Source organism: Cupriavidus sp. DF5525 (genome assembly GCF_040149425.2).
GTDB lineage: Bacteria > Pseudomonadota > Gammaproteobacteria > Burkholderiales > Burkholderiaceae > Cupriavidus > Cupriavidus pickettii_A.
Genome location: NZ_CP168265.1, coordinates 571,565 through 597,159, shown reverse-complemented (window position 1 = coordinate 597,159; position 25,595 = coordinate 571,565). Strand labels below are relative to the sequence as shown.

The following is a 25,595-nucleotide window of genomic DNA, read 5'->3' as shown; positions in this document are numbered from 1 at the left end:
TGTTTGACGTTTGTCAGCGATATCTCGCAAGCCACCGCGCGAGTGAACGCCACACCACTCCGGAGTACAGGACATCCAGCGGGGTACGGCGCTGCCGCCAGACATTCGAAGGGTCCCTCGATGCAAATCCGGGAAGACACGGACATAGCGACCCCGCCGCCGCGCTACAATCGCGCCAGCCCGAAAACACCCCACTACACATGGCCAACCTGCTTTTCGCCCTCGCCGCCTACCTGATCGGATCCATTTCCTTCGCTGTCGTTGTCAGCAAGCTGATGGGCCTGCCCGACCCGCACTCGTACGGCTCAGGCAATCCCGGCGCCACCAATGTGCTGCGCACCGGCAACAAGAAGGCCGCGATTTTCACGCTGATCGGGGATGCACTGAAGGGATGGCTGGCAGTGTGGCTGGCGGCGCGCTTCGGCCCTGCCTACGGCCTGAACGAGACCGGCCTGGCCATGGTGGCGCTGGCGGTATTCCTGGGTCACCTGTTCCCGGTGTACCACCGCTTTGCCGGCGGCAAGGGCGTGGCCACCGCGGCCGGCATCCTGCTGGCGATCAACCCGATCCTGGGCCTGGGCACGCTGGCCACGTGGCTGATCATTGCGTTCTTCTTCCGCTATTCGTCGCTGGCGGCACTGGTGGCGGCGATCTTCGCGCCGTTCTTCCATGTGCTGATGAACGGCGTCGACATCATGGCCGGGGCGATCTCCCTGATCAGCGTGCTACTGATCGCGCGGCATCGGCAGAATATCGCCAAGCTGCTGGCTGGGAAGGAAAGCCGGATCGGTGAGAAGAAGAAGGTCTGAGCCTTACGCTTCGGCTCCCCCGAACAGCATCTCCACCCGGAACCCGCCACCGTCGGCATTCACCAGGTTCAGCTTCCCCCCTGCCTGCCGCACGAGCCGGTCCACGATCGCCAGGCCCAACCCGGAATGCGCGTTCCCCCCGCGTGCCGGGTCCAGCCGCACGAAGGGCAACGTAACGCGCTCCTTGTCCTCGTCCGGGATGCCTGCCCCATGGTCCTCCACCACCAGCAGGTAGCCCTCGGGCGTGCGCGTAGTGGCAATACACACCGGCGGCTTGCCATACGCATAGGCGTTGTCGACCAGGTTGCCGACGATGCGGTCGAGCTGCGTGGCGATCATGCGGAAGCCTTCGCCCGCGCCCAATGACAGGACCACCTGCCGCTCCTGCTCCGCCAGCGACGCGGCCAGCTCGTTGACACGCTTGTCCACCGGCACCGGCCGCGCGGTCGATTCGCTGGTCTGCGCAAAGCTCAGGAACTGCTCGACGATCGCCGACATGGACTCAACGTCGCGCGTGACCCCTGCCGCAGCCTTGGGATCGGCCAGCATCTCCGCGCGCAGCCGCAGCCGCGCCAGCGGCGTCTTCAAATCATGCGCGATGCCGGCCAGCATGGTGTTGCGCTCCTGGTCGATGCGCGCCAGGTCGGCCACCATGCGGTTGAAGCGCTCGATCAGCTGGCGCAGCTCGTGCGGTCCACGCTCGCGCAAGGGCGGCACCGCGTGCTGGCGCGACAGTAGCTCGGCCGCATTGGCCATGTCGCGCACCGGCCGCTGGATCTGCCACGCGATCAGCACCGCAAACACGATTGCCACGCCCACCACCAGCATCACGCCCGGCACCAGCCGGTTGTCCGGCGGCGGGTTGTGAACCCACAGGATCGGCATGGCGATCCAGTTGGCGCGGTCCGGCAGCTTGATCCAGATGCGCGGCGTGGTCTCGTCCTCGAGGCGGATCTCGGTGCCTTGCGGCAGCCGCGAGATGAACTGCTCGACCAGCCGGCGCGAGCGCCCGCCCTTGGGCACAGTGGCGAGCTCCTCGGCGCTGGCGGTGCTGGCGGTCTCCACCAGGCTGGGCAGCTTCGCCGGCGGGCGCGCATCGAGCGCGCGCTCGATGCTGTCGAGCTGGAACAGCATCTGCTCGACGGAGTAGTCGACCTGCTGCTGGCGGCGGTCCATGCGCAGGATGGCGAGCCAGGAGAAATGGCTGATCACGAGCACGGCAGCAATCAGCAGGGCAATGCGGCCGAACAGGGTGTCGATACGTCGCAACTTCATCGGGTAGCAGGGTCTGGTGGCACGCGGCGCCAGGGGGCGGGCGCCGCGGCTTTTATTCGGGGAGCCCCGCGGACATCTCTTCCGCTTCGTCGGGCACGAAGGTGTAGCCACGCCCGCGCACGGTCTGGATATAGCGCGGGCGCTGCGCGTCTTCATCGAGCAGCCGGCGCAGGCGCCAGATCTGCACGTCGATGCCGCGGTCGCTAATGCCGCTGGCGCTGCCGTACATCAGCTCGACGATGCGCTCGCGCGACAGCACTTCGAGCGGATGCATCAGCAGCAGCTTGAGCAGCGCGAACTCGGTATCGCTGATCGACAGCGGCTGGCCCGCGCGCTGCAGCGTGCGCTGGCGGAAATTGACGCGGAAGGGGCCGAAGGCGACCGATTCGCGGTCCTCGGGCGCGGCCGCGGGACGCGCCAGCTTGCGGCGCAGCACGGCGTTGATGCGCGCCAGCAGCTCGCGCGGCGAGAACGGCTTGCCCAGGTAGTCATCGGCGCCGATCTCCAGGCCGACGATGCGGTCGATCTCGTCGCTGCGCGCGGTCAGCAGGATCACCGGGATATCGTCGTTCTTGGCGCGCAGGTTGCGCAGCGCGGTCAGGCCGTCGACCTTGGGCATCATCAGGTCCAGCACGATCAGCGCCGGGCGCTCGCGCTCCAGGCGCGCCTGCAGGCCGTCGCCGTCATGCATCACCGAGACGGCAAAACCTTGCTGGGTCAGGTATTCGCGCAGCAGGTCGCGGAGTTCGGGATCGTCGTCGACGACGAGGATCTGGGTAGGCTGGTTCGTTCGCATAGGCACATGATAGTCAGCCCGGGCGGCGCACACGCCGGATTGGCCGGGCGGTTTTGTTTCCGGAGGTTACACCCGGGGCGCTGGTAATCCGCTGTAATAAAACCGCCAGGCGCGGAAATACGGGCGCCCGGCCCCGCACATTATCCTTGCGGCATGACTTGCCTTCGGCGCCACGCGTATGCGCGCCGCACGGCACTTGGCGGCCCGCCGCCGGCCCCGCGCAGCACCCAGGCGCGCTCCCGGGCCGGTGCTGTTTGCGTTGCGGCATACTGCTGCATCGCCACTTGCCAGCCGAACACTGCCGGCGCGCCGCGCGCGCCGCTCCCAGGATTTGCGGATATGTCCAACCCCGAACAAGGCCAACCTACTCCCTCCCCCGCTTCGCCTCCTCCGTCTTCGCGCCCGCCCGAAGGCAAGCCGCCCCGGCGCCCGGCCCGGCGTGGGCTCTATATTGGCCTGCTGGTGCTGCTGCTGGCCGGCGGCGCCTGGTACTGGTACGCCCACCGCAGCCCGGCCCCGGCCGGCACGGCGGGCGCGCCGGGTGGCGCCAGCGGGCCCGGCGCACGCGGGGGCCCAGGCGGCGCCGGCATGCCGCGCTCGCCGGTGGTGGTGGCCGAGGTAGCCAGGCGCGACATGGACGTGGTGCTCAACGGCCTGGGCAACGTCACGCCGGTGTCCAACGTCACCGTGCGCGCGCAGGTGTCGGGGCCGCTGCTGAAGGTGCTGTTCAAGGAAGGCCAGATGGTCAAGGCCGGCGACGTGCTGGCCGAGATCGACCCGCGCCCGTTCCAGGCGGCACTGGACCAGGCCGTGGGCCAGCTCGCGCGCGACCAGGCGCTGCTGCAGAACGCCAGGCTCGACCAGCAGCGCTACCGCACGCTGCTGGGCCAGGACTCGATCTCCAAGCAGCAGGTCGATACCCAGGACGCGCTGGTGCGCCAGTACGAGGGCGTGGTCAAGACCGACCAGGGCAATGTCGCCAACGCGCGCCTGCAGCTGGGCTATACGAAGATCGTGGCGCCGGTGTCGGGCCGCATCGGCCTGCGCCAGGTCGACCCGGGCAATATCGTCAACACCAGCGACACCAACGGCATCGCGCTGATCACGCAGATCCAGCCGATCGCCGTGATGTACACCATCCCCGAGGACAACCTGCCGTCGGTACTGAAGAAGCTCAATGCCGGCGAAGAACTGCCGGTGCAGGCGTGGGACCGCCAGGTGCGCAACCAGCTGGGAGAAGGCACGCTGCTGACCACCGACAACCAGATCGACACCACCACCGGCACGGTCAAGCTCAAGGCGGTCTTCCCCAATGCCGACGGCATGCTGTTCCCGAACCAGTTCGTCAACGTGCGCACGCGCGTGGATACGCTCAAGGACGCCACCGTGATCCCGGTGGCGGCGATCCAGCGCGGCCAGCAGGGCACGTTCGTCTACACGGTCGACGACAGCGGCAAGGTCAAGGTGCAGGTGATCACGCTCGGGCCGGGCGATGGCAGCCGCAATGCGGTGCTCAAGGGCCTGGAGCCGGGCCAGCGCGTGGTCATCGACGGCGCCGACCGACTCAAGGAAGGCATGACGGTCGAAGCCGTGGACCCGGCCGCGCGCGCCGCCGCGGTGGTGCCGGCCAGCCAGCCGCGCGCACGCGGCCGGCGCCGCGATGGTGGCGGCGCTGGCGGCGCCAGCGGTGCGCACGGCGATGCCAGCGGCGCGGCAGCGTCGGGCGCGGCGGCGGAACACCGCCGCCACCGCCAGGCCGGCGCCAGCGCCCCGCCCGCCAGCGGCACGCAGCAGTAAGGACGCCGCATGAACCCCTCACGCCTCTTCATCGAGCGCCCGGTCGCCACGGCGCTGCTGATGCTGGCCATCCTGCTGTCCGGGCTGGTGGCCTACCGGCTGCTGCCGCTGTCGGCGCTGCCCGAAGTGGACTACCCGACCATCCAGGTCACCACGCTCTACCCCGGCGCCAGCCCGGACGTGATGACCTCGTCGGTGACCGCGCCACTGGAGCGCCAGTTCGGCCAGATGCCGGGCCTGAAGCAGATGTCGTCGTCCTCGTCGGGCGGCGCCTCGGTGATCACGCTGCAGTTCGAGCTGACGCTGCCGCTGGACGTGGCCGAGCAGGAGGTCCAGGCCGCGATCAATGCCGGCAGCAACCTGCTGCCGTCCGACCTGCCGATGCCGCCGGTCTACAGCAAGGTCAACCCGGCCGACGCGCCGATCATGACCATCGCCATGACCTCCGACACCATGCCGCTGCCCAAGCTGCAGGACATGGTCGACACGCGCGTGGCGCAGAAGATCTCGCAGATCCAGGGCGTGGGGCTGGTCACCATCAGCGGCGGCCAGCGCCCCGCGGTGCGCATCCAGGCCAACCCGACCGCACTGGCTTCCCTGGACATGTCGATCGACGACCTGCGCACCGCGATCGGGTCGTCCAACGTCAACGGCGCCAAGGGCAGCTTCGACGGGCCCGCGCGCGCCTCCACCATCGACGCCAACGACCAGCTGCGCTCGGCCGACGAGTACCGCCAGATCATCCTGGGCTACAAGAACGGCGCGCCGATCCGCATCACCGACGTGGCCGAGATCGTCGACGGCCCCGAGAACAGCCGCCTGGCCGCATGGGCCAACGACAAGCCCGCGATCGTGCTGAATATCCAGCGCCAGCCGGGTGCCAACGTGATCGAGGTGGTGGACCGCATCAAGACGCTGCTGCCGCAGCTGCAGAACGCGCTGCCGGCCTCGGTCCACGTGCAGCTGCTGACCGACCGCACCACCACCATCCGCGCCTCGGTCGAGGACGTGCAGTTCGAACTGCTGCTGGCGATCGCGCTGGTGGTTCTGGTGATCTTCCTGTTCCTGCGCAACATCCCCGCCACCATCATCCCGGGCGTGGCGGTGCCGCTGTCGCTGGTCGGCACCTTCGGCGTGATGTACATGGCCGGATTCTCGATCAACAACCTGACGCTGATGGCGCTGACCATCGCCACCGGCTTCGTGGTCGACGATGCGATCGTGATGATCGAGAACATCATGCGCTACATCGAGAAAGGCGATTCGCCGATGGAGGCGGCGCTGAAGGGTTCTAAACAAATTGGCTTCACCATCATCTCGCTGACCTTCTCGCTGGTGGCGGTGCTGATCCCGCTGCTGTTCATGGGCGACGTGGTCGGACGCCTGTTCCGCGAGTTCGCGATCACGCTGGCGGTGTCGATCCTGATCTCGGCGGTGGTGTCGCTGACGCTCACGCCGATGATGTGCGCGCGCCTGCTGCACCACGTGCCGGAAGAAAAGCTGTCGCGCTTCCACCGCTCCACCGGCCGCTTCTTCGACAACGTGATCGAGCGCTACGGCCGCGCGCTGGAGTGGGTGCTCGATCGCCAGAAGGCGACGCTGGTCGTGGCCGTGGCCACGCTGGTGCTGACCGGACTGCTGTACCTGCTGGTGCCCAAGGGCTTCTTCCCGGTGCAGGACACCGGCGTGATCCAGGGCATCACCGAGGCCGCGCAGACCACCTCGTTCGACGCCATGGCGCGCAAGCAGCACGCGGTGGCCAAGGTGGTGATGCAGGATCCGGCCGTGGCAAGCCTGTCGTCGTTTATCGGCGTGGATGGCACCAACACCACGCTCAACGCCGGGCGCATGCTGATCAACCTCAAGCCCAAGGGCGAGCGCGACCCCATCGAAGTGGTCACGCAGCGGCTGCAGCAGGCGGTGCACGACCTGGGCGGCGTGTCGCTGTTCACGCAGCCGGTGCAGGACCTGACCATCGAAGACAAGGTGTCGCGCACGCAGTACCAGTTCACGGTGGAAGATCCCGATCCCGAGACGCTGGCCACGTGGGTACCGAACCTGGTGGAACGCCTGCGCCAGGAACCCGAGCTGCGCGACGTCACCAGCGACCAGCGGAACAACGGCCTGCGCGCCTATGTCGATATCGACCGCGACGCCGCGGCGCGCTTCGGCATCACCACCGCGGTGATCGACAGCGCACTGTACAGTGCCTTCGGCCAGCGCCTGGTGTCGACCATCTTCACGCAGTCGAGCCAGTACCGCGTGGTGCTGGAGACCATGCCCGAGTTCCGCAAGAGCCCGCAGTCGCTGGCCGACCTGCGCCTGCCCTCCTCCTCGGGCGGCCAGGTACCGCTGGGCGCGTTCGCGCGCATCACCGAGCGCACCGGCCCGCTGGTGATCAACCACCAGGGGCAGTTCCCGGCGGCGACGATCTCGTTCAACCTGGCGCACGGCGAATCGCTGGGCGCCGCGGTCGACAAGATCACCAAGGTCGAACAGGAGCTGGGCCTGCCGATCTCGATGCAGACCAGCTTCCAGGGCGCCGCGCTGGCGTTCCGCGCCTCGCTGTCGAACACGCTGTGGCTGATCCTGGCCGCGGTGGTGACGATGTATATCGTGCTGGGCGTGCTGTATGAAAGCACCATCCATCCCGTCACCATCCTGTCGACGCTGCCGTCGGCGGGCGTGGGCGCGCTGCTGGCGCTGCTGGTGGCGGGGCAGGACCTGGGCATCATTGCCATCATCGGCATCATCCTGCTGATCGGTATCGTCAAGAAGAACGCGATCATGATGATCGACTTCGCGCTCGAGGCCGAGCGCGAGGGCGGCATGCGCCCGCGCGACGCGATCTTCCAGGCCTGCCTGCTGCGTTTCCGCCCGATCCTGATGACCACCATGGCGGCCCTGCTGGCGGCACTGCCGCTGATGCTGGGCTCCGGCATCGGCAGCGAGCTGCGCCGGCCGCTCGGTGTGACCATGGTGGGCGGCCTGCTGGTCAGCCAGGTGCTGACGCTGTTCACCACGCCGGTGATCTACCTGGCGTTCGACCGCGTGGCCACGCGCGTGAAGGGCTGGCGCAAGCGGCGCTTCGGCGATCCTGAGGAAGGCGGCACGGGTGACGAACCGCCTGGCCCGCAGGAGCCGGTGCAGCGATGAACCTCTCCGCTGCCTTTATCCACCGGCCGGTCGCGACCGCGCTGCTGACGCTCGGCATCCTGCTGGCGGGGCTTGCCGCGCTGCGGCTGCTGCCGGTGTCGCCGCTGCCGCAGGTGGACTTCCCCACCATCTCGGTGTCGGCCTCGCTGCCGGGCGCGAGTCCTGAAACGATGGCCGCCACCGTGGCCACGCCGCTTGAGCGTGCGCTCGGCACCATCGCTGGCGTGACCGAGATCACGTCGAGCAGCTCGCTCGGCTCGACCCGCGTGACGCTGCAGTTCGACCTGTCGCGCAATATCGACGGCGCCGCGCGCGACGTGCAGGCGGCGATCAATGCCTCGCGCGCCACGCTGCCGACCAGCCTGCCCAACAACCCGACCTACCGCAAGGTCAACCCGGCCGACGCGCCGATCATGATCATCGCACTGACCTCGCCGACGATGACACGAGGGCAGCTCTATGACGCGGCCTCGACCATCCTGGCGCAGAAGCTGTCGCAGGTGGAGGGCGTGGGCCAGGTCACTATCGGCGGCGCGTCGCTGCCGGCTGTGCGGGTGGAACTGAATCCCACCGCGCTGAACAACTACGGCATCTCGCTGGAGGACGTGCGCAACACCATCAGCGCGACCAACGCCAACCGGCCCCTGGGCACGCTGGAAAACACCACCAGCAACTGGCAGGTCTACGCCAACGACCAGGCAATGAAGGCGGAAGACTACATGCCGCTGATCATCCGCTACGCCACGCCGGGGACCTTCTCGTCGACGTCGGCGGGTGCGCTGATTGCCAGCACCGCCAACGCCGCCGCCAGCGGCGGCGTCAGCACCAAGGTGGTCAACGGCGTGACCGTGACCACGCTGACCACCAGCAGCGGCACCACTACCATTACCAGCGGCGCCACCGGCGGCACCAGCGCCACCAGCGGGCCCAATTCGTTCGCGGTGCCGGTGCGGCTGCGCGACGTGGCCAATGTGGTCGACTCGGTGCAGGACATCCGCAATGCAGGCTCGGCCAACGGCAAGCCGTCGGTGCTGCTGGTGCTGAACCGCTCGCCGGGCGCCAACATCATCGAGACCGTCGACCGCGTCAACGAGATGCTGCCGCAACTGCAGAAGATGATCCCGGCGGCGATCTCGATGGACGTGATGATGGACCGCACGCCCACCATCCGCGCCTCGCTGCGCGAGGTCGAGCACACGCTGATGATTTCGGTGGCGCTGGTGATCATGGTGGTGCTCGTGTTCCTGCGCAATGTGCGCGCCACCTTTATCCCCAGTGTGGCGGTGCCGGTGTCGCTGATCGGCACCTTCTCGGTGATGTACCTGGCCGGGTTCTCGCTGAACAACCTGTCGCTGATGGCGCTGACGATTGCCACCGGCTTCGTGGTCGACGATGCCATCGTGGTGCTGGAGAATATCTCTCGCCACATCGAGGAAGGCATGAAGCCGCTCGCCGCGGCGCTGCGCGGTGCGCGCGAGGTCGGCTTCACGGTGCTGTCGATGAGCCTGTCGCTGATCGCGGTATTCATTCCGCTGCTGATGATGGGCGGGATCGTGGGCCGGCTGTTCCAGGAGTTCGCGATCACGCTGTCGGTGGCGATCCTGGTTTCGCTGGTGGTGTCTCTGACCACCACGCCGATGATGTGCGCACGGCTGCTGCGTCCGCCCGAGCCGGAGAAGCAGGGCCGCTTCTTCCGCGCCACCGAGCGCATGTTCCAGTGGCTGCACGACGGCTATGCGCGCTCGCTGTCCACGGCGCTGCGCCTGAGCCCGCTGGTGTGGCTGGTGCTGATCGCCACCATCGCGCTCAACGTGTACCTGTACGTGATCGTGCCCAAGGGCTTCTTCCCGCAGCAGGACACCGGCCGGCTGATCGGCTTTATCCGCGCCGACCAGGCCACCTCGTTCCAGGCGATGCGCGGCAAGCTCGACAGCTTTATCACGATCGTGCGCTCGGATCCGGCGGTGGAGAACGTGACCGGCTTTACCGGCGGTTCGCAGCGCAATACGGGGCAGATGTTCGTCACGCTCAAGCCGCTGTCCGAGCGCAAGGAATCCGCCGACGCGATCATTGCGCGACTGCGCGACAAGCTGGCCAAGGAGCCGGGCGCGAGACTGTTCCTGCAGTCGGTGCAGGATATCCGCGTGGGCGGGCGGCAGAGCAGCTCGCAGTACCAGTTCACGCTGCAGTCCGACGATCTGGAGGTCTTGCGTGTGTGGGAGCCCAAGGTGCGGGCAGCGCTATCCAACCTGAAGGGGCTGGAGGACATCGATACCGACACCAACGACAAGGGCCTGCAGACCTCGGTGATCATCGACCGCGATGCGGCCTCGCGTCTGGGCGTGACCGCGCAGCAGATCGATGCGGTGCTCAACGATGCCTTCGGCCAGCGGCTGGTGTCGACCATCTATCACCCGCTCAACCAGTACCGCGTGGTAATGGAGCTGAGCCAGGAATACCTGCAGGGCCCGAACGCGCTCAAGGACATCTACGTGGTTACCGGCAACGGCAACCGCGTGCCGCTGGCGGCGTTCTCGCGCGTGGTGCCGACCAGCACGCCGCTGGGCGTGAACCACCAGGGGCAGTTCGCGGCGTCGACGATCTCGTTCAACCTGGCCGAGGGCATGTCGCTGTCGCAGGCGACCGATGCCGTCACGCGCGAGATGGCGCGCATCGGCGTGCCGGAGACCTTGCGCGCCAACTTCCAGGGCGGCGCCAAGGCGTTCCAGGACTCGCTCAAGAGCCAGCCGGTCCTGATCCTGGCGGCGCTGATCACGATCTATATCGTGCTGGGCGTGCTGTATGAAAGCTACGTGCATCCGCTGACGATCCTGTCGACGCTGCCCTCGGCGGGCGTGGGCGCGCTGCTGGCGCTGCTGGCGTCGAAAACGGACTTCAGCATCATCGCGCTGATCGGCGTGATCCTGCTGATCGGCATCGTGAAAAAGAACGCGATCATGATGATCGACTTCGCCATCGACGCCGAACGGCGCGAAGGGCTGTCGCCGCGCGACGCGATCTACCGCGCCTGCCTGCTGCGCTTCCGCCCGATCCTGATGACCACCATGGCCGCCCTGCTGGGCGCGGTGCCGCTGGCGATCGGCCGCGGCGACGGTGCCGAGCTGCGCGCGCCGCTGGGCATCTCCATTGTCGGCGGGCTGGTGGTGAGCCAGCTGCTGACCCTGTACACCACGCCGGTGGTTTACCTGACGCTGGACCGCTGGCGCCTGAAGGTCAAGGCCTGGCGCCAGCGCCGCCGTGGCACTGGCACGCCGGACCAGGCGGCCGCCGTCTAGATTTGCAGAGACTCTCGCTATGACTGTTTTTACCCGTCTGCTGACCCATGCCCTGCCGGTGCCGCTGGCGTGCGCGCTGCTGCTGGCCGGCTGTGCCGTCGGCCCTGACTACAAGCGCCCGGACGCGCCGGTGCCGGAGGCGTTCAAGGAAGGCACTGCGGACAGCACGGCCGACGCCACCGCCTGGCGCGGCGACTGGAAGACTGCCGAGCCGCAGGACGCGACCACGCGCGCCGACTGGTGGACGGTGTTCGGCGACAGCCAGCTCGATGCGCTGATGTCCGAGGTGCAGATCTCGAACCAGAACATCAAGGCCGCCGAGGCGCAGTACCGCCTGGCCGTGGCCGCGCTGCAGGCGGCGCGCGCCGGCTTTTTCCCGATCGTCGACGCGCAGGCGGGGGCCTCGCGCGCGCGCGGCACCGGCGGCAATACGCTCAACGGCCAGAGCGCGACGCTGGGCGCGACCTGGGAAATCGACGTGTGGGGCCGCGTGCGGCGCCAGGTGGAAAGCAGCGAGGCGAGCGCGCAGGCCAGCCAGGCCGACCTGGCATCGACGCTGCTGTCGACCCAGGCGACGCTGGCGCAGAGCTATTTCCTGCTACGCGTGGCCGATGCGCAGAAGGCGTTGCTGGACCGCACCGTGGCGGATTACGCGAAGTCCTTGCAACTGGTGCAGAACCAGTACGCCGCCGGCACCGCGCAGCGCTCGGACGTGCTGCAGTCCGAAACCCAGCTCAAGAGCGCGCAGGCGCAGCAGATCGATATCCAGATCACGCGAGCGCAGCTCGAGCACGCCATCGCCATCCTGGTCGGCAAGCCGCCCGCGGCGCTGACGCTGGCCGCCGACGACTTCCGTGCCGCGCCGCCGCTCGTTCCCGCGGCGGTGCCGTCGGAACTGCTGGAGCGCCGCCCAGACATCGGCGCGGCCGAGCGCCGCATGGCCTCGGCCAATGCGCAGATCGGCGTGGCGCAGGCGGCCTACTATCCGACGCTGTCGCTGTCGGCCAGCGGCGGGCTGACCGCCAGCACGCTGGCGCGCTGGATGTCGCTGCCCGACCGCATCTGGTCGATCGGCGGCGGGCTGGCAGGCACGCTGTTTGACGGCGGATTGCGCAGCGCGGCCAAGGCGCAGGCGGTGGCCGTCTACGACCAGACCGTGGCCAACTACCGCCAGACCGTGCTGACGGCGTTCCAGGAAGTCGAGGACAACCTCGCCGCGCAGCGGCTGCTGGAGCAGGAAGCGGTGGTGCAGAACGACGCGCTGCGCTCGGCGCGCGAGGCGCTGGTGCTGGTCAACAACCGCTACCGCGCCGGCACCGCCGGCCTGCTCGACGTGCTGACCGCGCAGACCAGCGCCTACACTGCCGAACGCACCGCGCTGTCCATCACCGGCCGCCAGTACACGGCGGCAGTGGTGCTGATCAAGGCGCTGGGCGGCGGCTGGCATCCGCAGGCGCTGGGGGACCCCACCACGGGAAGCACCAGGGACGCGGCCACTGCCACGGTGGGCCAGCGCTAGGCGGAAGCGCCGGGGCTCTCTCCCGGGACGTCGGCCGGCGCGCGCGGCAGCGGCTGCCGGCAGATCCGTTCGCGCAGCCAGGTGGCGGCCTTGCCCAGCGGCCGCTGCTTGTGCCACACCAACTCCATCGCCACCGGCCAGTCCTGCTGCTGGAACGCCAGCGGCGGCGACACCAGCCGCGCCGCGGCCGGCGAATTGGCCACCACGTGCCACGGTACGAAGGCCCAGCCCAGCCCGCGCTTGACCAGCTCCACGATCACCCACTGGCTTTCCACCCACCACACGTCGGCAGCGACGCGAAGGCGCATCTTCTCTTCGCTGTCGGTGCGGGTCGCGACCATCAGCTGGCGATAGCGCTTGAGCTCTTCCCAGTCGACGCGCTGCCCCGCCAGCGGATGCTCGGGCGCGCACAGGATCTGCATCGGCACCCAGCCCAGCGCATGGAAGCCCAGCGCGGGCGGCAGCACCTCCTGCCGCCACATGATGCCGAGATCGGCACCGCCCTCCAGCACCAGGCGGCTGACGTCCTCCATCAGCGGAAACAGCAGTTCCAGCTCGACCGCGGGGAAGCGGCTGGAAAACTCCTCCAGCAGCATGCCCAGCGTCTCTTCGGGATAGAGCTCGTCGACCGCCAGCACCAGCCGCGTCTCCACGCCCTCGCCCAGGCTCTTGGCGACCCCGCGGAAGTGTTCGCATCGCTCCAGGATCACACGGGCCTCGGCCAGCAGGCGCTCGCCGGCGGGCGTCAGCACCGGGTAGCGGCCAGTGCGGTCGAACAGCGCATTGCCGGCGTCGATCTCCAGGTTGGACACGGCCGCGCTGACCACCGACTGGGCCTTGCCCAGCCGGCGCGCGGCGGCGGAAAAAGAGCCGGTATCGGCGGCGGCAACGAAGGCCTGCAGTTGATCGAGTGAGAGACTCATGCGGCGCCTCATCGGGGCATCTATCGGATATGCCGATAGTATCCAACTTGGCAATCCCTGCCCAGCAGATAGACTTGGCCCGGTCTGTACTTCTGCCCCGCAAGGAGGAACCCAATGCGCAACACCCGGGACCGTATCCGCCACGCCATCGGCTTTGAGGCGATCGGCCTGCTGCTCTTCGCTCCGCTGGCGAGCTGGGCGTTCGGCTACGATCTGCACCAGATGGGCCTGATCGGCGCGGTCGCCTCGCTGATCGCCACCGGCTGGAACTACCTGTACAACCTGCTGTTCGACAAGGCGATGCTGCGCATCACCGGCCAGCTGCGCAAGTCGGTGCTGGTGCGCGTGCTGCACGCGATCCTGTTCGAACTGGGCCTGCTGGTAGTGTTCCTGCCGTCGTTGGCGTGGTACCTCGATATCAGCCTGCTCGACGCGCTGATCATGGATATCGCCGTGGCCGGCTTCTATATGGTCTATGCGCTGGTGTACAACTGGGTCTACGACATCGTCTTCCCGGTGCCGTCGCTGAAGCGCGCGACGGCCAAGCCCGACGGCGCGGCGCTGAGCTGAGCGCGGGTTTTTCCTGACCCCGGACAGGTCACTTCCGGGGCTTTCCCCACCTTGCTGCGCGCGGTCGAATTGTTATACTCCATAACAAAATTCGATTCGACCGGACTCGATGCCGTTGCGCTCGCGCACCGGCATCGCCTGCAAGCGAGGAGACACCATGAAGATCGCAATCGCCGGAGGCGGCATCGGCGGACTGACGCTGGCGCTGCTGTGCCATCGCCACGGCATCGAGGCCGAAGTGTGGGAAGCCAGCGAATCGCTGCGCCCGCTGGGCGTGGGCATCAACCTGCTGCCGCACGCCGTGCGCATCCTGTCCGAGCTGGGGCTGCGCGATGCGCTGGCGGAACTCGCCATCGAAACCTCGTCCCTGTCCTACTACAACAAGCTCGGCCAGCGCATCTGGCATGAGCCGCGCGGGCTCGCGGCCGGCTACGACTGGCCGCAGTTCTCGATCCATCGCGGCGAGTTCCAGATGCTGCTGCATCGCACCGTGGTCGAACGGCTCGGTGACGGCGCCGTGCATACCGGGCATGCGTTCGAAACCGTGCTGGATACCGGCGCGGGCGGGCCGGTGCGCTTCGGGCTGCGCCGCCGCGACGACGACGCCGAGATCGAGGCCAGCGCCGACGTGCTGGTCGGCGCCGACGGCATCCACTCCGCGGTGCGTCGGCATTTCTATCCCACCGGCGACGCGCCCCGCTTCTCGCGCCGCATGCTGTGGCGCGCGGTCACCGAGGCGCCGCCCTACCTGGACGGCCGCTCGATGTTCATGGCCGGGCACCAGGACCAGAAGTTCGTTGCCTATCCGATCTCGGAACCACTGCGCCGCCAGGGCCGCTCGCTGGTCAACTGGATCGCCGAGCTGCGCGTGCCCGACAGCGTGCCCGGCAGTGTGCCCAACCCGCCGCCGCGCAGCGACTGGAACAAGCAGGTCGACAAATCCGTGTTCCGCGCCGCCTTCGCCGGCTGGCAATGGGACTGGATCGACATCCCCGCGCTGATCGACGGCGCCGAAGCGATCTATGAATTCCCGATGGTCGACAAGGACCCGCTGCCGCGCTGGACCTTCGACCGCGTCACGCTGCTGGGCGATGCCGCGCACCCGATGTACCCGATCGGCTCGAACGGCAGCGCGCAGGCGATCCTGGATGCGCGCTACCTGGTCGACAGCCTGCTTGGCACGCCCGACACCGGCTACGCGTTGCGCGAGTACGAGGCCGAGCGGCTGCCGCGCACCGCGGGTATCGTGCTGCGCAACCGGATGAACGGGCCTGAGCAGGTGATGCAGCTCGCCGAGGAACGCGCGCCGCAGGGCTTTGCCGATATCGGGCAGGTGATTCCGCGTGCGGAGCTGGAGGCGATTTCGCTGCGCTACAAGCAGTTGGCGGGGTTCGACCGGCAGTCGATGCAGGGCAACACATAGGCCGGTGCTCCAAAGCCACCCGAGCTAGCCTAAGCAAGGTGTTCTCCCTCTCCCCCGCCCCTACCGCAAGCGGGAGAGGGGAGCAAACAAGCGGTTGAGAAACACACAAGACCATTCAGACAGAGGAGACACCATGGTGCCCCTGCCCCCTACCAAGCTCACCCGCCTGGCGCTCGCCGCCGCCCTCGCCTTTTGCACCGGCACCGCCCTGGCCGACATCACCGTCGGTATCAGCCTGTCCACCACCGGCCCGTCGGCATCGCTGGGCATCCCGCAAAAGAACTCCCTGCCCTACCTGCCCCAGCGCATCGGCGGCGAAGCGGTGCGCTACATCGTGCTGGACGACGCCTCCGACCCCACGCAAGGCGCCAAGGTCGCACGCCGCTTCGTCGCCGAGGACAAGGTCGACATCATCCTCGGCTCGTCGGCCGTCGCACCGTCGATCGCCATCGCCGAGGTCGCGGACGAAAGCCGGACCGTGCAGCTCGCGTTCTCGCCGATCGAACTCAAGCCCGGCCGCGGCGCCTGGACCTTCCGCCTGGCGCAGCCGGTGCGGCTGATGGCCAATGCCGTGGCCGCCACCGCCAAGAACAACGGCGTCAAGACCATCGGCTTTATCGGCTTTGCCGACGCCTATGGCGAGACCTGGCTGAAGGACTTCACCGCCGCGGCCACGGCCAACGGCATCCGCCTGGTCGCGACCGAGCGCTACGGCCGCGCCGATACCAGCGTGACCGCGCAGGCGATCAAGCTGATCGCCGTCAAGCCGGACGCCATCCTGATCGCCGGCGCGGGCACCGGCGCGGCGCTGCCGCACACCACGCTGCGCGAGCGCGGCTACGGCGGGACCATCTACCACACGCACGGCGCGGCCACCAAGGACCTGATCCGCATCGGCGGGCGCATGGTCAACGGTGCGATCCTGCCGGCCGGACCGGTGATCGTGCCGGAGCAGCTGCCCGCGGGCGACCCCGTGCGCAAGCCGGGGCTGGACTACGTCACCCGCTACGAGAAGCAGTACGGCGCCGACACCCGCACCCAGTTCGGCGCCCACGCCTACGATGCCGGACTGGTGCTGGAGCGGATCGTGCCGGTGGCGCTCAGGCACGCCAAGCCGGGCACGCCGGCGTTCCGCCAGGCGCTGCGCCACGCGCTGGAGACCGAGAAGGACATCGTGGTCTCGCACGGCGTGCTGAACTTCAGCGCGCAAGACCACTATGGCTTTGACCAGCGCGGCCGCGTTATGCTGACCATCGATAACGGCAACTGGAAGCTCCTCAAATGAATCCCGACGCATCCGGCGACCCACCCGCCACCGCAGGCAACAACAGTGGCGCAGGCGCCGCCGGCACGCGGCGCAAGGCGCAGGACCCGCTCGCCCCCAATCCCGCGGGCACGGGGGCCGACACCGGCTTCGATCCCCATGTGCCGAACGTGGACTATGGCGTGCTCGACAGCCTGGTCGGCTACGCCATCCGCCGCGCGCAGATCCGCATCTACGAAGACTTCGTGGTGTCGCTGGGGCAGTGGCAGATCACGCCGCCGCGGTTCTCGGCGCTGGTGATCATCTCGCGCAACCCGCACCTGAAGCTGACCGAGCTGGCTCGCATCCTCGGCATTGCGCGCTCGGGCGCGGTGCTGCTGGTCGATGCGCTGGAGGAGATGAAGCTGGTGGCGCGCCGCCCGGCGCCGGGCGACCGCCGCGCCTACAGCCTGGTGCTGACCCCGGCCGGGCGCCGCACGCTGGAAGCCGCCACGCAGGCGGTGGTCGAGCACGATGCGCATGTCGGCTCGGCGCTGACCGAGGCGGAACAGGCTACGCTGAAGTCGCTGCTGGCACGGCTGGCACCGCCGCGTGCCGGCTGACGGCGTAGCGGGCAAGCCTGCTGTCATCCGGCTGGCGGTTTGCATGCGTTAACATGGCCGCCATGCCAAGAACAACCGCCACGCCAACCGCATTGCGACCTGGCGCGCTGCTGCGCCGCCTGTCGCCCCTCCTTGCTGCTGCCCTGCTGCTGGCGGCGGGCCCCGCCCTCTCGCCGGCGCTGGCCAAGCCGCCGGCCAAGGCGCTTAGTGCCACCAAGGCCGCCAAAGCCGCCAAGGCAGAGCGGGCGACCAAGACAGGAAAAGCCGCCCGCGCCGCCGACCCGGCGCTGGTGCAAGCCGGCGTGCCGGCGCAGGTGGCCGCCGCGCTGCGTCGCGCCGGTGTGCCGGCCTCGGCCGCCAGCTTCTACGTGATCCGGATGGGCGCGCCCGCCGCGCGCGCCAGCTGGAATGCCCAGCAGCCGATGAACCCGGCCTCGACCATGAAACTGGTCACCACCTTCGCCGGGTTGCAGCTGCTAGGCCCGGATTACCGCTGGCAGACCTCGCTCTACGCCGACACCCAGCCCACCGGCGACGGCACCGTCAACGGCAACGTCTACCTGCGCGGGCGCGGCGATCCCAAGCTGGTGCCGGAGGAAATGGCCAAGCTGGTGGCCAGCGCGCGCGCCGGCGGCGCCACCACCATCAACGGCGACCTGGTGCTGGACCGCAGCTACTTTGCCGATGGCCTGGACGGCAACGGCACCATCGACGGCGAGGTGCAGCGCGCCTACAACGTCGGCCCGGATGCGCTGCTCTATGCCTTCAAGACGCTGTCGTTCACGCTGACGCCGGACCCGGCCACCCAGACCGTGGCGGTCAACGTCACGCCCGCGCTGGCGCAACTGAAGCTCGACAACCGGCTGACGCTGACCAACGGCCGCTGCGGCGACTGGCAATCGAGCGCCGGCCCGACCGTGGCGGCGCAGCCGGACGGCACCGTGCTGGCGTCCTTTGCCGGCGATTATTCCAGCGGCTGCGGCGAGCAGGTGCTGAATATCGCCACGCTCTCCCATGCGGAATTTACCTGGGGCGGCTTCGTCGCCGAATGGCAGCGCGCCGGCGGGCGCTTTACCCACGTGCCCGCGCTGCGCAGCGGCCAGGTGCCGCGCGGCGCGGCGCTGCTGGCGCGCCACTACGGGCTGCCGCTGGCCGACATCGTGCGCGACATCAACAAGTTCTCGAACAACGTGATGGCGCGCCAGCTGTTCCTGACCATCGGCGCCGAGATCGACCGCGGCGGGCCGGCCAGTACCGAGCGCTCCGTACGCGTGGTGCGGCGCTGGCTGGCGCGCCAGGGCCTCGAAATGCCCGGCCTGGTGCTAGACAACGGCTCGGGCCTGTCGCGCGAGGAACGCATCAGCGCCTATGACATGGCGCGCCTGCTGCAGCAGGCCGCGGCCAGCAACGTGGGCCCGGTGCTGATCGATTCGCTGCCGGTCCTGGGCGTCGACGGCACGCTGCGCAACCGGCTGACGCGCGCCGACGCGGCCGGCAGCGGCTACCTGAAGACCGGCACGCTGGCCGACGTGCGCGCCCTGGCCGGCTATGTCGATTCGGCCGAGGGCGGCCGCTATGTGGTGGTGAGCATGATCAACCACCCCAACGCGTCGCAGGCGCAGGAGGCGCACGACGCGCTGATGCAGTGGGTGTACCGCGGCGCACCCTGACGCCGCGCGATGACAGGCCGCGGGGGATGGCCGTGGCCTGCCGCCAACGCCGGGCGGCATTTTGTTAAGCGGCCACTTACCACGCTGCGATCCCCCCCTATAATGGCAAGGTGCCTACCGCGTCCTGCGGCGGCAGCCTTCCGGGCGGGCCCTCGGCCCCGGGCCCGCATTGCCCCCTCTTCCTCAGACATGACTTCCCGACAACCCTCGGTGTGGTTGCGCCTCTGGCATCGCTTCGCACCCGCCGAACGCGCCGGCTTTATCGCCGGCGCACACTACTTTGCCCCGTCCCTGCCCGCGGTGTTTTCCTGGGGCCTGGTCACCGGCGTGGCGATGAGCAAATCCGTGATGACCGTGCCCGAAGCCATCGGCATGTCGCTGCTGGTCTACGCCGGCTCGGCGCAGCTGGCGGTGCTGCCGCTGTTCGCGGCCGGGCTGCCGCTGTGGACGGTCTTTCTGACCGCGACCATGGTCAACCTGCGCTTCGTGATCTTCAGCGCGGCGATGCAGCCCCACTTCAGCTACCTGACGCTGCCGCGGCGCACGGTGCTGGGCTTCTTCAACGGCGACCTGCATTTCGTCTACTTCATGCAGAAGTACAGCACGCCGGGCTATGAGCCCGGCAAGGAAGGCTACTTCTGGGGCATGGCGCTGACCAACTTCGCGATGTGGCAGGTGTCGTCGGTCATCGGCATCGTGCTGGCCAGTCTCTTCCCCGACAGCTGGGGGCTGGGCGTGGCGGGCACGCTGGCGCTGATCCCGGTGATGATCGCCACCATCAGTTCGCGCTCGACGCTGATGGCGGTGGTGATTTCGGCGGTGCTGGCGCTGCTGTGCTTCGACTTGCCATACCGGCTCGGGCTGGTGGTGGCGGTGGTGGGGGCGATTGCTGCCGGCATGGCCAGTGATGACCTTGCAGCGCGCGCGGCATTGCGGGGGATCCGCCGCCGGCGCAAGACCAGGGCAATCGCGCGGGCAGCCTCGACGCAGACAACACCGGGAGACCGCGCATGAGCCATGGCGAGATCTGGATTGCCATCGTTGGCATGGGCGTCGTGACCGTGGTGACGCGGGCGCTGTTCCTGATGGCCGGCGAGCATGTCACCGTGCCGGACCGGCTCCAGCGCGCGTTGCGTTATGCGCCGGCGGCGGCGCTGGCGGCGATCATCCTGCCGGACCTGATGACGTGGCAAGGGCACTTCACGGTGGCGTTGTCGAACGACAAGCTGATGGCGGGGGTTGCGGCTACGCTGTTCTACCTGCTGACCAGGAAGATGGTGGGGATGATTGCGGTGGGGATGGCGGTTTATACGGGGTTGCGGCTGTTTGGCGGCTGATACCGCCGAGCCTGCGGGGAAAAAATAGAACGGCTTCGCCTCCGATGGAGCGCGAAGCCGTTTTCGCTTGCGTGACGCCTGTGCCGGGGCCCTACCCTGCGAACGCCGCAGCTGCCCGCTCCAGCCGGTCGCGCACGCCGGCCCAGTCCGGCCCTTCCGGCAGCGGCTCGAACATCAGCTGCGTGTAGCCCTGCTTATCCAGCTTGCGCAGCAGCCGATACAACTCCCGCGCAAAGGCCGCAGCATCCGCAGGCGCCTGCACCCAGGTACAGCGCTGGTCCGCCAAGGGCGCGCGCCCGACCCACGCCACACGGGCGTCCTCCGGCAGCGCTGCGAGATGCGCGGAAGCGGACTGCGCATCGGCCAGCAACAACGGCGTATGCGGAGCGTAGTGGGCCTTGAGCGTGCCGGAGGCACGCGGCGCCGCGGCGTCGGGCGGCAACGGCGCCTCCCCCAACACCTCCGCCATCATCGCGGCAGTAATCGCACCAGGGCGCAGCAATACCGGCCCAATCCCCTGGTCCAGCCGCGACAGGTCGACGATGGTCGATTCGATCCCGACTTCGACGCCGTCGCCTTCCAGCACATACACCGCATCGCCAAACTCGTCGCGCACATGCTGCGCCGTAGTCGGGCTGACCTGCCCGAACTTGTTCGCCGACGGCGCCGCGATGCCGCCACGGCCGCGCTTGAAGCGCGACAGCAGGGTCTGCGCCACCGGGTGAGACGGGCAGCGCAGGCCGATGCTGTCCTGGCCCCCTGCCACCGCCGCGTGGATATGGGCGGCACGCTTGAGGATCAGCGTCAGCGGACCGGGCCAGAAGGCGTCGATCAGCTTCTGCGCGGCCTCGGGGACCTCGTCGGTCCAGTAGCCGATGTCGGCGCCGTCGACCACGTGCACGATCATCGGGTGGTTCGAGGGCCGGCCCTTGAGCGCGAAGATGCGGGCGACCGCCTCGGGGTTCTCCGCGTCGGCGCCGAGGCCGTAGACGGTTTCGGTGGGAAAGGCGACCAGTTCCCCGGCCTCAAGCAGGCGGACGGCTTCGTCCAGTTCAGCGGCCGTGGGTATGCGCGGCGACATCGTGTTCCTTGGAGTCTGGCTTCAGAGGGGGATATGCAGCGCCTGCGCCGCAGCGGCAAAGGCAGCGTCGGCCGCTTCGGCATGCTCGCCCACGCAGTTGATATGGCCCATCTTGCGCGACGGGCGTGCGTCGCTCTTGCCGTACAGGTGCAGCTTGGCGCCGGGCTGTGCCACCACCTCGTCCCAGGCGGGGGTGCGTTCCAGGCCGAACTCGAACCACACATCGCCCAGCAGGTTCAGCATCTTGCCGGCCGAGTGCTGGCGCGTGTTGCCCAGCGGCAGACGCGCCATCGCGCGCACCTGCTGCTCGAACTGGCTGGTCTCGCACGCGTCCATGGTGATGTGGCCGGAGTTGTGCGGGCGCGGCGCCATCTCGTTGGCGACCAGCGAGCCGTCGGTCAGCACGAAGAACTCGATGCACAGCACGCCCACGTAGCCCATCTCGGTGGCGATGGCCGCGGCGGCGGCGCGCGCGCGGTCCGCGATTTCCGGCGAAACGCTGGTCGACGGCATTTCCGTCGAGAACAGGATGCCGTCGCGGTGCACATTCTCGGCGAGCGGCCAGGTGGCGGTGGAACCGTCCGCGGCACGCGCGGCCAGCACCGACACTTCATAGGCCAGCGGCAGCATCTGCTCCAGCACGCATGGCACGTGCTGCATCGCCTTCCAGGCGGCGCGCACGTCGTCGCGCGTCTTCACGCGCGCCTGGCCCTTGCCGTCATAGCCCATGCGCGCGGTCTTGAGGATGCCGGGCAGCACGTGGTCGGGCAGCTGGTCGACGTCGGCGTCGTGCTGGATCACCCAGTGCGGGGCCGTGGGCACGCCGGTGCGTTCGGCGCAGGCGGCGAAGAACTTCTTCTCGCCGATGCGGTTCTGCGCGATCGACACGCAATAGCCGCGCGGCGCGACGAAGGCGCCGAGCTGCTCGAGGCGGTCCAGCGACAGCGACGGCACGTTCTCGAACTCGGTGCTCACCGCCTCGCACAGCTTGCCCATCTCGGCCAGCGCGGCCTCGTCGGTGTACTGGGCGCAGATATGCTTGTCCGCCACCACGCCCGCCGGGCTATCCTGGTCCGGATCGAGCACGCACACGCGATAGCCCATGGCCTGCGCCGCATGCGTGAACATGCGGCCAAGCTGGCCGCCGCCCAGCATGCCCAGCCACGCGCCGGGCAGGATGGGCGCGTCGGGACGGTCGACGCCGAACTCGGCGCGCGATTCCGGCGTGTGGGCTTCGGAGAGGTAGGGATGGATATCGGTGGGCATTGCTCGGTTCCGTATGGGGCGGAGAAGGACTGCGCGAAGAATTACAGCGGCAGCGTCATCGCGCGCGCGGCTTCGGTCTGCTTCGCGCGGAAGGCTTCCAGCGCGGCGGCCAGCGCTTCATCGGTGGTGGCCAGCGTGGCGATCGCGTGCAGCGCGGCGTTTGCGGCACCGGCCTCGCCAATGGCGAAGGTGGCGACCGGCACGCCCTTGGGCATCTGCACGATCGACAGCAGCGAATCCTCGCCGCGCAGGTACTTGGACGGTACCGGCACGCCGAACACCGGCACGATGGTCTTGGCGGCGATCATGCCCGGCAGGTGCGCGGCACCGCCGGCACCGGCGATGATGGCGCGGATGCCGCGGCTGCGCGCGCTCTCGGCATAGCGGAACATGTCGTCGGCCATGCGGTGCGCGGACACCACCTGGGCCTCGAACGGCACGCCGAAATCCTTCAGCATGGCCACCGCGTGCTGCATCACGTCCCAGTCGGAACTGCTGCCCATCACCACGCCGACCAGCGGCTTGTCTTGCTTGCTCACTTTATCTGTTCCTTCGATGGTCGCTCCCGCACGCGCGGGAACGACGGCCATGGCTTACTGCAGTTCTTCGCCCGTCAGCCGCGTCAGCGCCTCACGGTACTTGGCCGCGGTCTTCTCGACCACGTCGTCCGGCAGCTTCGGCGCCGGCGCGGTCTTCGGCCACGGCTTGCCGTCGATGCGCACGGCCTCAAGCCAGTCGCGCACGAACTGCTTGTCGAACGACGGCGGGTTGGTGCCGACCTGGTACGAATCGGCCGGCCAGAAGCGCGACGAATCGGCGGTCAGGACCTCGTCCATCAGCGTCAGCACGCCATTGTCGTCCAGGCCGAACTCGAACTTGGTGTCGGCGATGATGATGCCACGCGTGGCGGCGAACTCGGCCGCTTCCTTGTACAGGCGGATCGAGATCTCGCGCATCTTGCGCGCCAGCGCGATGCCGATGCGGGCCTCGACCTCGGCGAACGAGATGTTCTCGTCGTGCTCGCCCATCTCGGCCTTGGCGGCCGGGGTGAAGATCGGCTCGGGCAGCTTCTGCGCGTTCTGCAGGCCCGGCGGCAGCTGGATGCCGCACACCTTGCCGGTGGCCTGGTAGTCCTTCCAGCCGCTGCCGGCGAGGTAGCCGCGCACCACCGCTTCCACCAGGATCGGCTTCAGGCGCTTGACCACCACGGCGCGGCCCTTGACCTGCTCCACTTCCTCGGGCGCGACCACGGTTTCCGGGGCGATGCCGGTCTCGTGGTTCGGCACGATGTGCGCCAGCTTCTTGAACCAGAAGTTCGCCATCTGGTTCAGCACGCGGCCCTTGGCCGGAATCGGTTCGCCCAAGATGACGTCGAAGGCCGACAGCCGGTCGGTAGTGACGATCAGCAGCTTGCCGTCGCCGACGGCGTAGTTGTCGCGCACCTTGCCGTGGCCCAGCAGCGGCAGCGAATTGATGGAGGACTGGTAGAGAGCGTTGGACATGATGGTTCCGATAAAACGGCGAAGCCGCCGGGCGCTGGAAGCGTGCCGCGGCGGCCGGAACTGCAATCCGCCTTCCGCTTGCGTGGAAGGCGGACAAGGGACATTACTGCACGACCTGCGCCAGCTTGCCCGACTTGTACTGCTGTGCGACGTCGGTCAGGCCGATCGGCTTGATCTTGCTGGCCTGGCCTTCGCAGCCGAAGGCGATGTAGCGGGCCTTGCACACCTGCTTGGCGGCCTCGCGGGCCGGCTTCAGGTATTCGCGCGGGTCGAACTTGCTCGGGTTCTCGGCGAAGAAGCGGCGGATCGCGCCGGTCATGGCCAGGCGGATGTCGGTGTCGATGTTGATCTTGCGCACGCCGTACTTGATCGCTTCCTGGATTTCCTCGACCGGCACGCCGTAGGTTTCCTTCATGTCGCCGCCGAACTTGCGGATCTCTTCCAGCAGCTCTTGCGGAACGGACGACGAGCCGTGCATCACCAGGTGGGTGTTGGGGATGCGGGCGTGGATTTCCTTGATGCGGCTGATCGCCAGGATGTCGCCGGTCGGCTTGCGGGTGAACTTGTAGGCGCCGTGCGAGGTGCCGATGGCGATCGCCAGGGCGTCGAGCTGGGTGGCCTTGACGAAGTCGGCGGCCTGCTCGGGATCGGTCAGCAGCATGGAGTGGTCCAGCACGCCTACGGCGCCGATGCCGTCTTCTTCGCCGGCTTCGCCGGTTTCGAGCGAGCCCAGGCAGCCCAGTTCGCCTTCGACGGTCACGCCGACGGCGTGGGCCAGTTGCACCACCTTGCGGGTCACGTCGATGTTGTACTCGTACTCGGCCGGGGTCTTGCCGTCTTCACGCAGCGAACCGTCCATCATCACCGACGAGAAGCCCAGGTCGATCGCGCCCTGGCAGATCGCCGGCGACTGGCCGTGGTCCTGGTGCATCACCACCGGGATATGAGGATAAGCCTCGACCGCGGCCTCGATCAGGTGGCGCAGGAAGTGCTCGCCGGCGTATTTGCGCGCGCCGGCCGAGGCTTGCATGATCACCGGAGCGTTGACCTCGTCGGCGGCCTGCATGATGGCCTGCACTTGCTCGAGGTTGTTGACGTTGAAGGCCGGCAGGCCGTAGCTGTTCTCGGCAGCGTGGTCCAGCAGCTGGCGCATCGATACGAGTGGCATGTCTAACTCCTAAATAAAAATGGGGTGTCTCTGCGTATTCTTCTGTCGGCGCTTATTGCCCAAGCCTGCCGGCGGCGCCATGTTCGCGCATCTCGCGCGGGCATTCAGTCGGGCATGGCACACACGGCTTCACCATCACCA

The 25,595-nt window shown here is 68.3% G+C and carries 20 protein-coding genes; 12 read left to right on the top strand and 8 right to left on the bottom strand.

The genetic code is table 11. The annotated features are described in order from the left end of the window. Nucleotides 1-200: 200 nt before the first annotated feature. Nucleotides 201-809: a glycerol-3-phosphate 1-O-acyltransferase PlsY gene (gene plsY / locus ABNX08_RS02895; protein WP_349605580.1), complete on the top strand. Its 609-nt coding sequence runs from the start codon at nt 201-203 to the stop codon at nt 807-809. A 3-nt stretch (nt 810-812) separates the two neighbouring features. Here the strand turns inward: plsY and ABNX08_RS02890 are convergent, their stop codons facing one another. Further along, complete coding sequence (locus ABNX08_RS02890; protein WP_022533670.1) at nt 813-2,084, bottom strand: ATP-binding protein; 1,272 nt, start codon at nt 2,082-2,084, stop codon at nt 813-815. A gap of 52 nt (nt 2,085-2,136) precedes the next feature. Then, nucleotides 2,137-2,880 (bottom strand): response regulator, encoded by a 744-nt coding sequence (locus tag ABNX08_RS02885; protein WP_022533669.1) that lies wholly within the window; start codon nt 2,878-2,880, stop codon nt 2,137-2,139. Nucleotides 2,881-3,219: 339 nt separating this feature from the next. Between ABNX08_RS02885 and ABNX08_RS02880 the strand changes: the two genes are divergently transcribed. From ABNX08_RS02880 to ABNX08_RS02865, 4 genes are read left to right on the top strand one after another with little or no spacing between them, the layout of a single operon-like run. After that, a complete protein-coding gene (locus ABNX08_RS02880) occupies nt 3,220-4,677 on the top strand; it encodes an MdtA/MuxA family multidrug efflux RND transporter periplasmic adaptor subunit (RefSeq protein WP_349605578.1) in 1,458 nt (485 codons plus the stop codon). A 9-nt stretch (nt 4,678-4,686) separates the two neighbouring features. After that, complete coding sequence (locus ABNX08_RS02875; RefSeq protein WP_349605577.1) at nt 4,687-7,833, top strand: MdtB/MuxB family multidrug efflux RND transporter permease subunit; 3,147 nt, start codon at nt 4,687-4,689, stop codon at nt 7,831-7,833. Continuing rightward, nucleotides 7,830-11,129, top strand: coding sequence for an efflux RND transporter permease subunit (locus tag ABNX08_RS02870; protein ID WP_349605576.1), 3,300 nt, complete (start codon nt 7,830-7,832; stop codon nt 11,127-11,129). Before ABNX08_RS02875 ends, ABNX08_RS02870 begins: the two co-directional genes overlap by 4 nt. 19 nt (nt 11,130-11,148) lie before the next feature. Then, nucleotides 11,149-12,648, top strand: coding sequence for an efflux transporter outer membrane subunit (locus ABNX08_RS02865; RefSeq protein ID WP_349605574.1), 1,500 nt, complete (start codon nt 11,149-11,151; stop codon nt 12,646-12,648). On the opposite strand, the gene ABNX08_RS02860 is transcribed toward ABNX08_RS02865, so the two are convergent. Then, on the bottom strand, nt 12,645-13,571 hold the full coding sequence (locus tag ABNX08_RS02860; protein ID WP_349605572.1) for a LysR family transcriptional regulator: 927 nt from the start codon (nt 13,569-13,571) through the stop codon (nt 12,645-12,647). The two genes, ABNX08_RS02865 and ABNX08_RS02860, sit on opposite strands and share 4 nt — an antisense overlap. A gap of 114 nt (nt 13,572-13,685) precedes the next feature. Here ABNX08_RS02860 and ABNX08_RS02855 point away from each other — a divergent pair, with 114 nt between their 5' ends. From ABNX08_RS02855 to ABNX08_RS02825, 7 genes are all read left to right on the top strand, one after another. Beyond that, nucleotides 13,686-14,141 carry a PACE efflux transporter gene (locus ABNX08_RS02855; protein ID WP_022533662.1) on the top strand — a complete coding sequence of 152 codons (456 nt, stop codon included), beginning with the start codon at nt 13,686-13,688 and terminating at the stop codon, nt 14,139-14,141. 157 nt (nt 14,142-14,298) lie between these two features. Beyond that, nucleotides 14,299-15,564, top strand: coding sequence for a flavin-dependent oxidoreductase (locus ABNX08_RS02850; RefSeq protein ID WP_022533661.1), 1,266 nt, complete (start codon nt 14,299-14,301; stop codon nt 15,562-15,564). A gap of 133 nt (nt 15,565-15,697) precedes the next feature. Beyond that, nucleotides 15,698-16,849, top strand: coding sequence for an ABC transporter substrate-binding protein (locus tag ABNX08_RS02845; RefSeq protein WP_349605571.1), 1,152 nt, complete (start codon nt 15,698-15,700; stop codon nt 16,847-16,849). Next, nucleotides 16,846-17,430, top strand: a complete 585-nt coding sequence (locus tag ABNX08_RS02840) for a MarR family winged helix-turn-helix transcriptional regulator (protein WP_349605570.1) — start codon at nt 16,846-16,848, stop codon at nt 17,428-17,430. Before ABNX08_RS02845 ends, ABNX08_RS02840 begins: the two co-directional genes overlap by 4 nt. Nucleotides 17,431-17,483: 53 nt before the next feature. After that, on the top strand, nt 17,484-19,100 hold the full coding sequence (gene dacB, locus ABNX08_RS02835) for a D-alanyl-D-alanine carboxypeptidase/D-alanyl-D-alanine-endopeptidase (protein WP_022533658.1): 1,617 nt from the start codon (nt 17,484-17,486) through the stop codon (nt 19,098-19,100). 189 nt (nt 19,101-19,289) lie between these two features. Further along, entirely contained in the window at nt 19,290-20,114 is an 825-nt protein-coding gene (locus ABNX08_RS02830) for an AzlC family ABC transporter permease (RefSeq protein WP_349605569.1), read from the top strand. After that, a complete protein-coding gene (locus ABNX08_RS02825) occupies nt 20,111-20,437 on the top strand; it encodes an AzlD domain-containing protein (RefSeq protein WP_022533656.1) in 327 nt (108 codons plus the stop codon). Before ABNX08_RS02830 ends, ABNX08_RS02825 begins: the two co-directional genes overlap by 4 nt. A gap of 91 nt (nt 20,438-20,528) precedes the next feature. Here the strand turns inward: ABNX08_RS02825 and ABNX08_RS02820 are convergent, their stop codons facing one another. The 5 genes from ABNX08_RS02820 to fba all read right to left on the bottom strand — a co-directional run bounded on the left by ABNX08_RS02820 (nt 20,529) and on the right by fba (nt 25,454). Continuing rightward, nucleotides 20,529-21,518, bottom strand: a complete 990-nt coding sequence (locus ABNX08_RS02820) for an L-threonylcarbamoyladenylate synthase (protein ID WP_349605567.1) — start codon at nt 21,516-21,518, stop codon at nt 20,529-20,531. Between the two features lie 21 nt (nt 21,519-21,539). After that, a complete protein-coding gene (locus ABNX08_RS02815) occupies nt 21,540-22,784 on the bottom strand; it encodes a 5-(carboxyamino)imidazole ribonucleotide synthase (protein WP_349605565.1) in 1,245 nt (414 codons plus the stop codon). A gap of 41 nt (nt 22,785-22,825) precedes the next feature. Further along, entirely contained in the window at nt 22,826-23,323 is a 498-nt protein-coding gene (purE, locus tag ABNX08_RS02810) for a 5-(carboxyamino)imidazole ribonucleotide mutase (RefSeq protein WP_022533653.1), read from the bottom strand. A 54-nt stretch (nt 23,324-23,377) separates the two neighbouring features. Further along, on the bottom strand, nt 23,378-24,286 hold the full coding sequence (locus ABNX08_RS02805) for a phosphoribosylaminoimidazolesuccinocarboxamide synthase (protein ID WP_349605563.1): 909 nt from the start codon (nt 24,284-24,286) through the stop codon (nt 23,378-23,380). 103 nt (nt 24,287-24,389) lie between these two features. Beyond that, a complete protein-coding gene (gene fba, locus ABNX08_RS02800) occupies nt 24,390-25,454 on the bottom strand; it encodes a class II fructose-bisphosphate aldolase (protein ID WP_022533651.1) in 1,065 nt (354 codons plus the stop codon). Nucleotides 25,455-25,595: the final 141 nt, after the last annotated feature.

Excerpts from the sequence above, each read along its gene's own strand:
- plsY (WP_349605580.1), top strand. The coding sequence starts at position 201 with ATGGCCAACCTGCTTTTCGCCCTCGCCGCCTACCTGATCGGATCCATT.
- ABNX08_RS02890 (WP_022533670.1), bottom strand. The coding sequence starts at position 2,084 with ATGAAGTTGCGACGTATCGACACCCTGTTCGGCCGCATTGCCCTGCTG.
- ABNX08_RS02885 (WP_022533669.1), bottom strand. The coding sequence starts at position 2,880 with ATGCGAACGAACCAGCCTACCCAGATCCTCGTCGTCGACGACGATCCC.
- ABNX08_RS02880 (WP_349605578.1), top strand. The coding sequence starts at position 3,220 with ATGTCCAACCCCGAACAAGGCCAACCTACTCCCTCCCCCGCTTCGCCT.
- ABNX08_RS02875 (WP_349605577.1), top strand. The coding sequence starts at position 4,687 with ATGAACCCCTCACGCCTCTTCATCGAGCGCCCGGTCGCCACGGCGCTG.
- ABNX08_RS02870 (WP_349605576.1), top strand. The coding sequence starts at position 7,830 with ATGAACCTCTCCGCTGCCTTTATCCACCGGCCGGTCGCGACCGCGCTG.
- ABNX08_RS02865 (WP_349605574.1), top strand. The coding sequence starts at position 11,149 with ATGACTGTTTTTACCCGTCTGCTGACCCATGCCCTGCCGGTGCCGCTG.
- ABNX08_RS02860 (WP_349605572.1), bottom strand. The coding sequence starts at position 13,571 with ATGAGTCTCTCACTCGATCAACTGCAGGCCTTCGTTGCCGCCGCCGAT.
- ABNX08_RS02855 (WP_022533662.1), top strand. The coding sequence starts at position 13,686 with ATGCGCAACACCCGGGACCGTATCCGCCACGCCATCGGCTTTGAGGCG.
- ABNX08_RS02850 (WP_022533661.1), top strand. The coding sequence starts at position 14,299 with ATGAAGATCGCAATCGCCGGAGGCGGCATCGGCGGACTGACGCTGGCG.
- ABNX08_RS02845 (WP_349605571.1), top strand. The coding sequence starts at position 15,698 with ATGGTGCCCCTGCCCCCTACCAAGCTCACCCGCCTGGCGCTCGCCGCC.
- ABNX08_RS02840 (WP_349605570.1), top strand. The coding sequence starts at position 16,846 with ATGAATCCCGACGCATCCGGCGACCCACCCGCCACCGCAGGCAACAAC.
- dacB (WP_022533658.1), top strand. The coding sequence starts at position 17,484 with ATGGCCGCCATGCCAAGAACAACCGCCACGCCAACCGCATTGCGACCT.
- ABNX08_RS02830 (WP_349605569.1), top strand. The coding sequence starts at position 19,290 with ATGACTTCCCGACAACCCTCGGTGTGGTTGCGCCTCTGGCATCGCTTC.
- ABNX08_RS02825 (WP_022533656.1), top strand. The coding sequence starts at position 20,111 with ATGAGCCATGGCGAGATCTGGATTGCCATCGTTGGCATGGGCGTCGTG.
- ABNX08_RS02820 (WP_349605567.1), bottom strand. The coding sequence starts at position 21,518 with ATGTCGCCGCGCATACCCACGGCCGCTGAACTGGACGAAGCCGTCCGC.
- ABNX08_RS02815 (WP_349605565.1), bottom strand. The coding sequence starts at position 22,784 with ATGCCCACCGATATCCATCCCTACCTCTCCGAAGCCCACACGCCGGAA.
- ABNX08_RS02805 (WP_349605563.1), bottom strand. The coding sequence starts at position 24,286 with ATGTCCAACGCTCTCTACCAGTCCTCCATCAATTCGCTGCCGCTGCTG.
- fba (WP_022533651.1), bottom strand. The coding sequence starts at position 25,454 with ATGCCACTCGTATCGATGCGCCAGCTGCTGGACCACGCTGCCGAGAAC.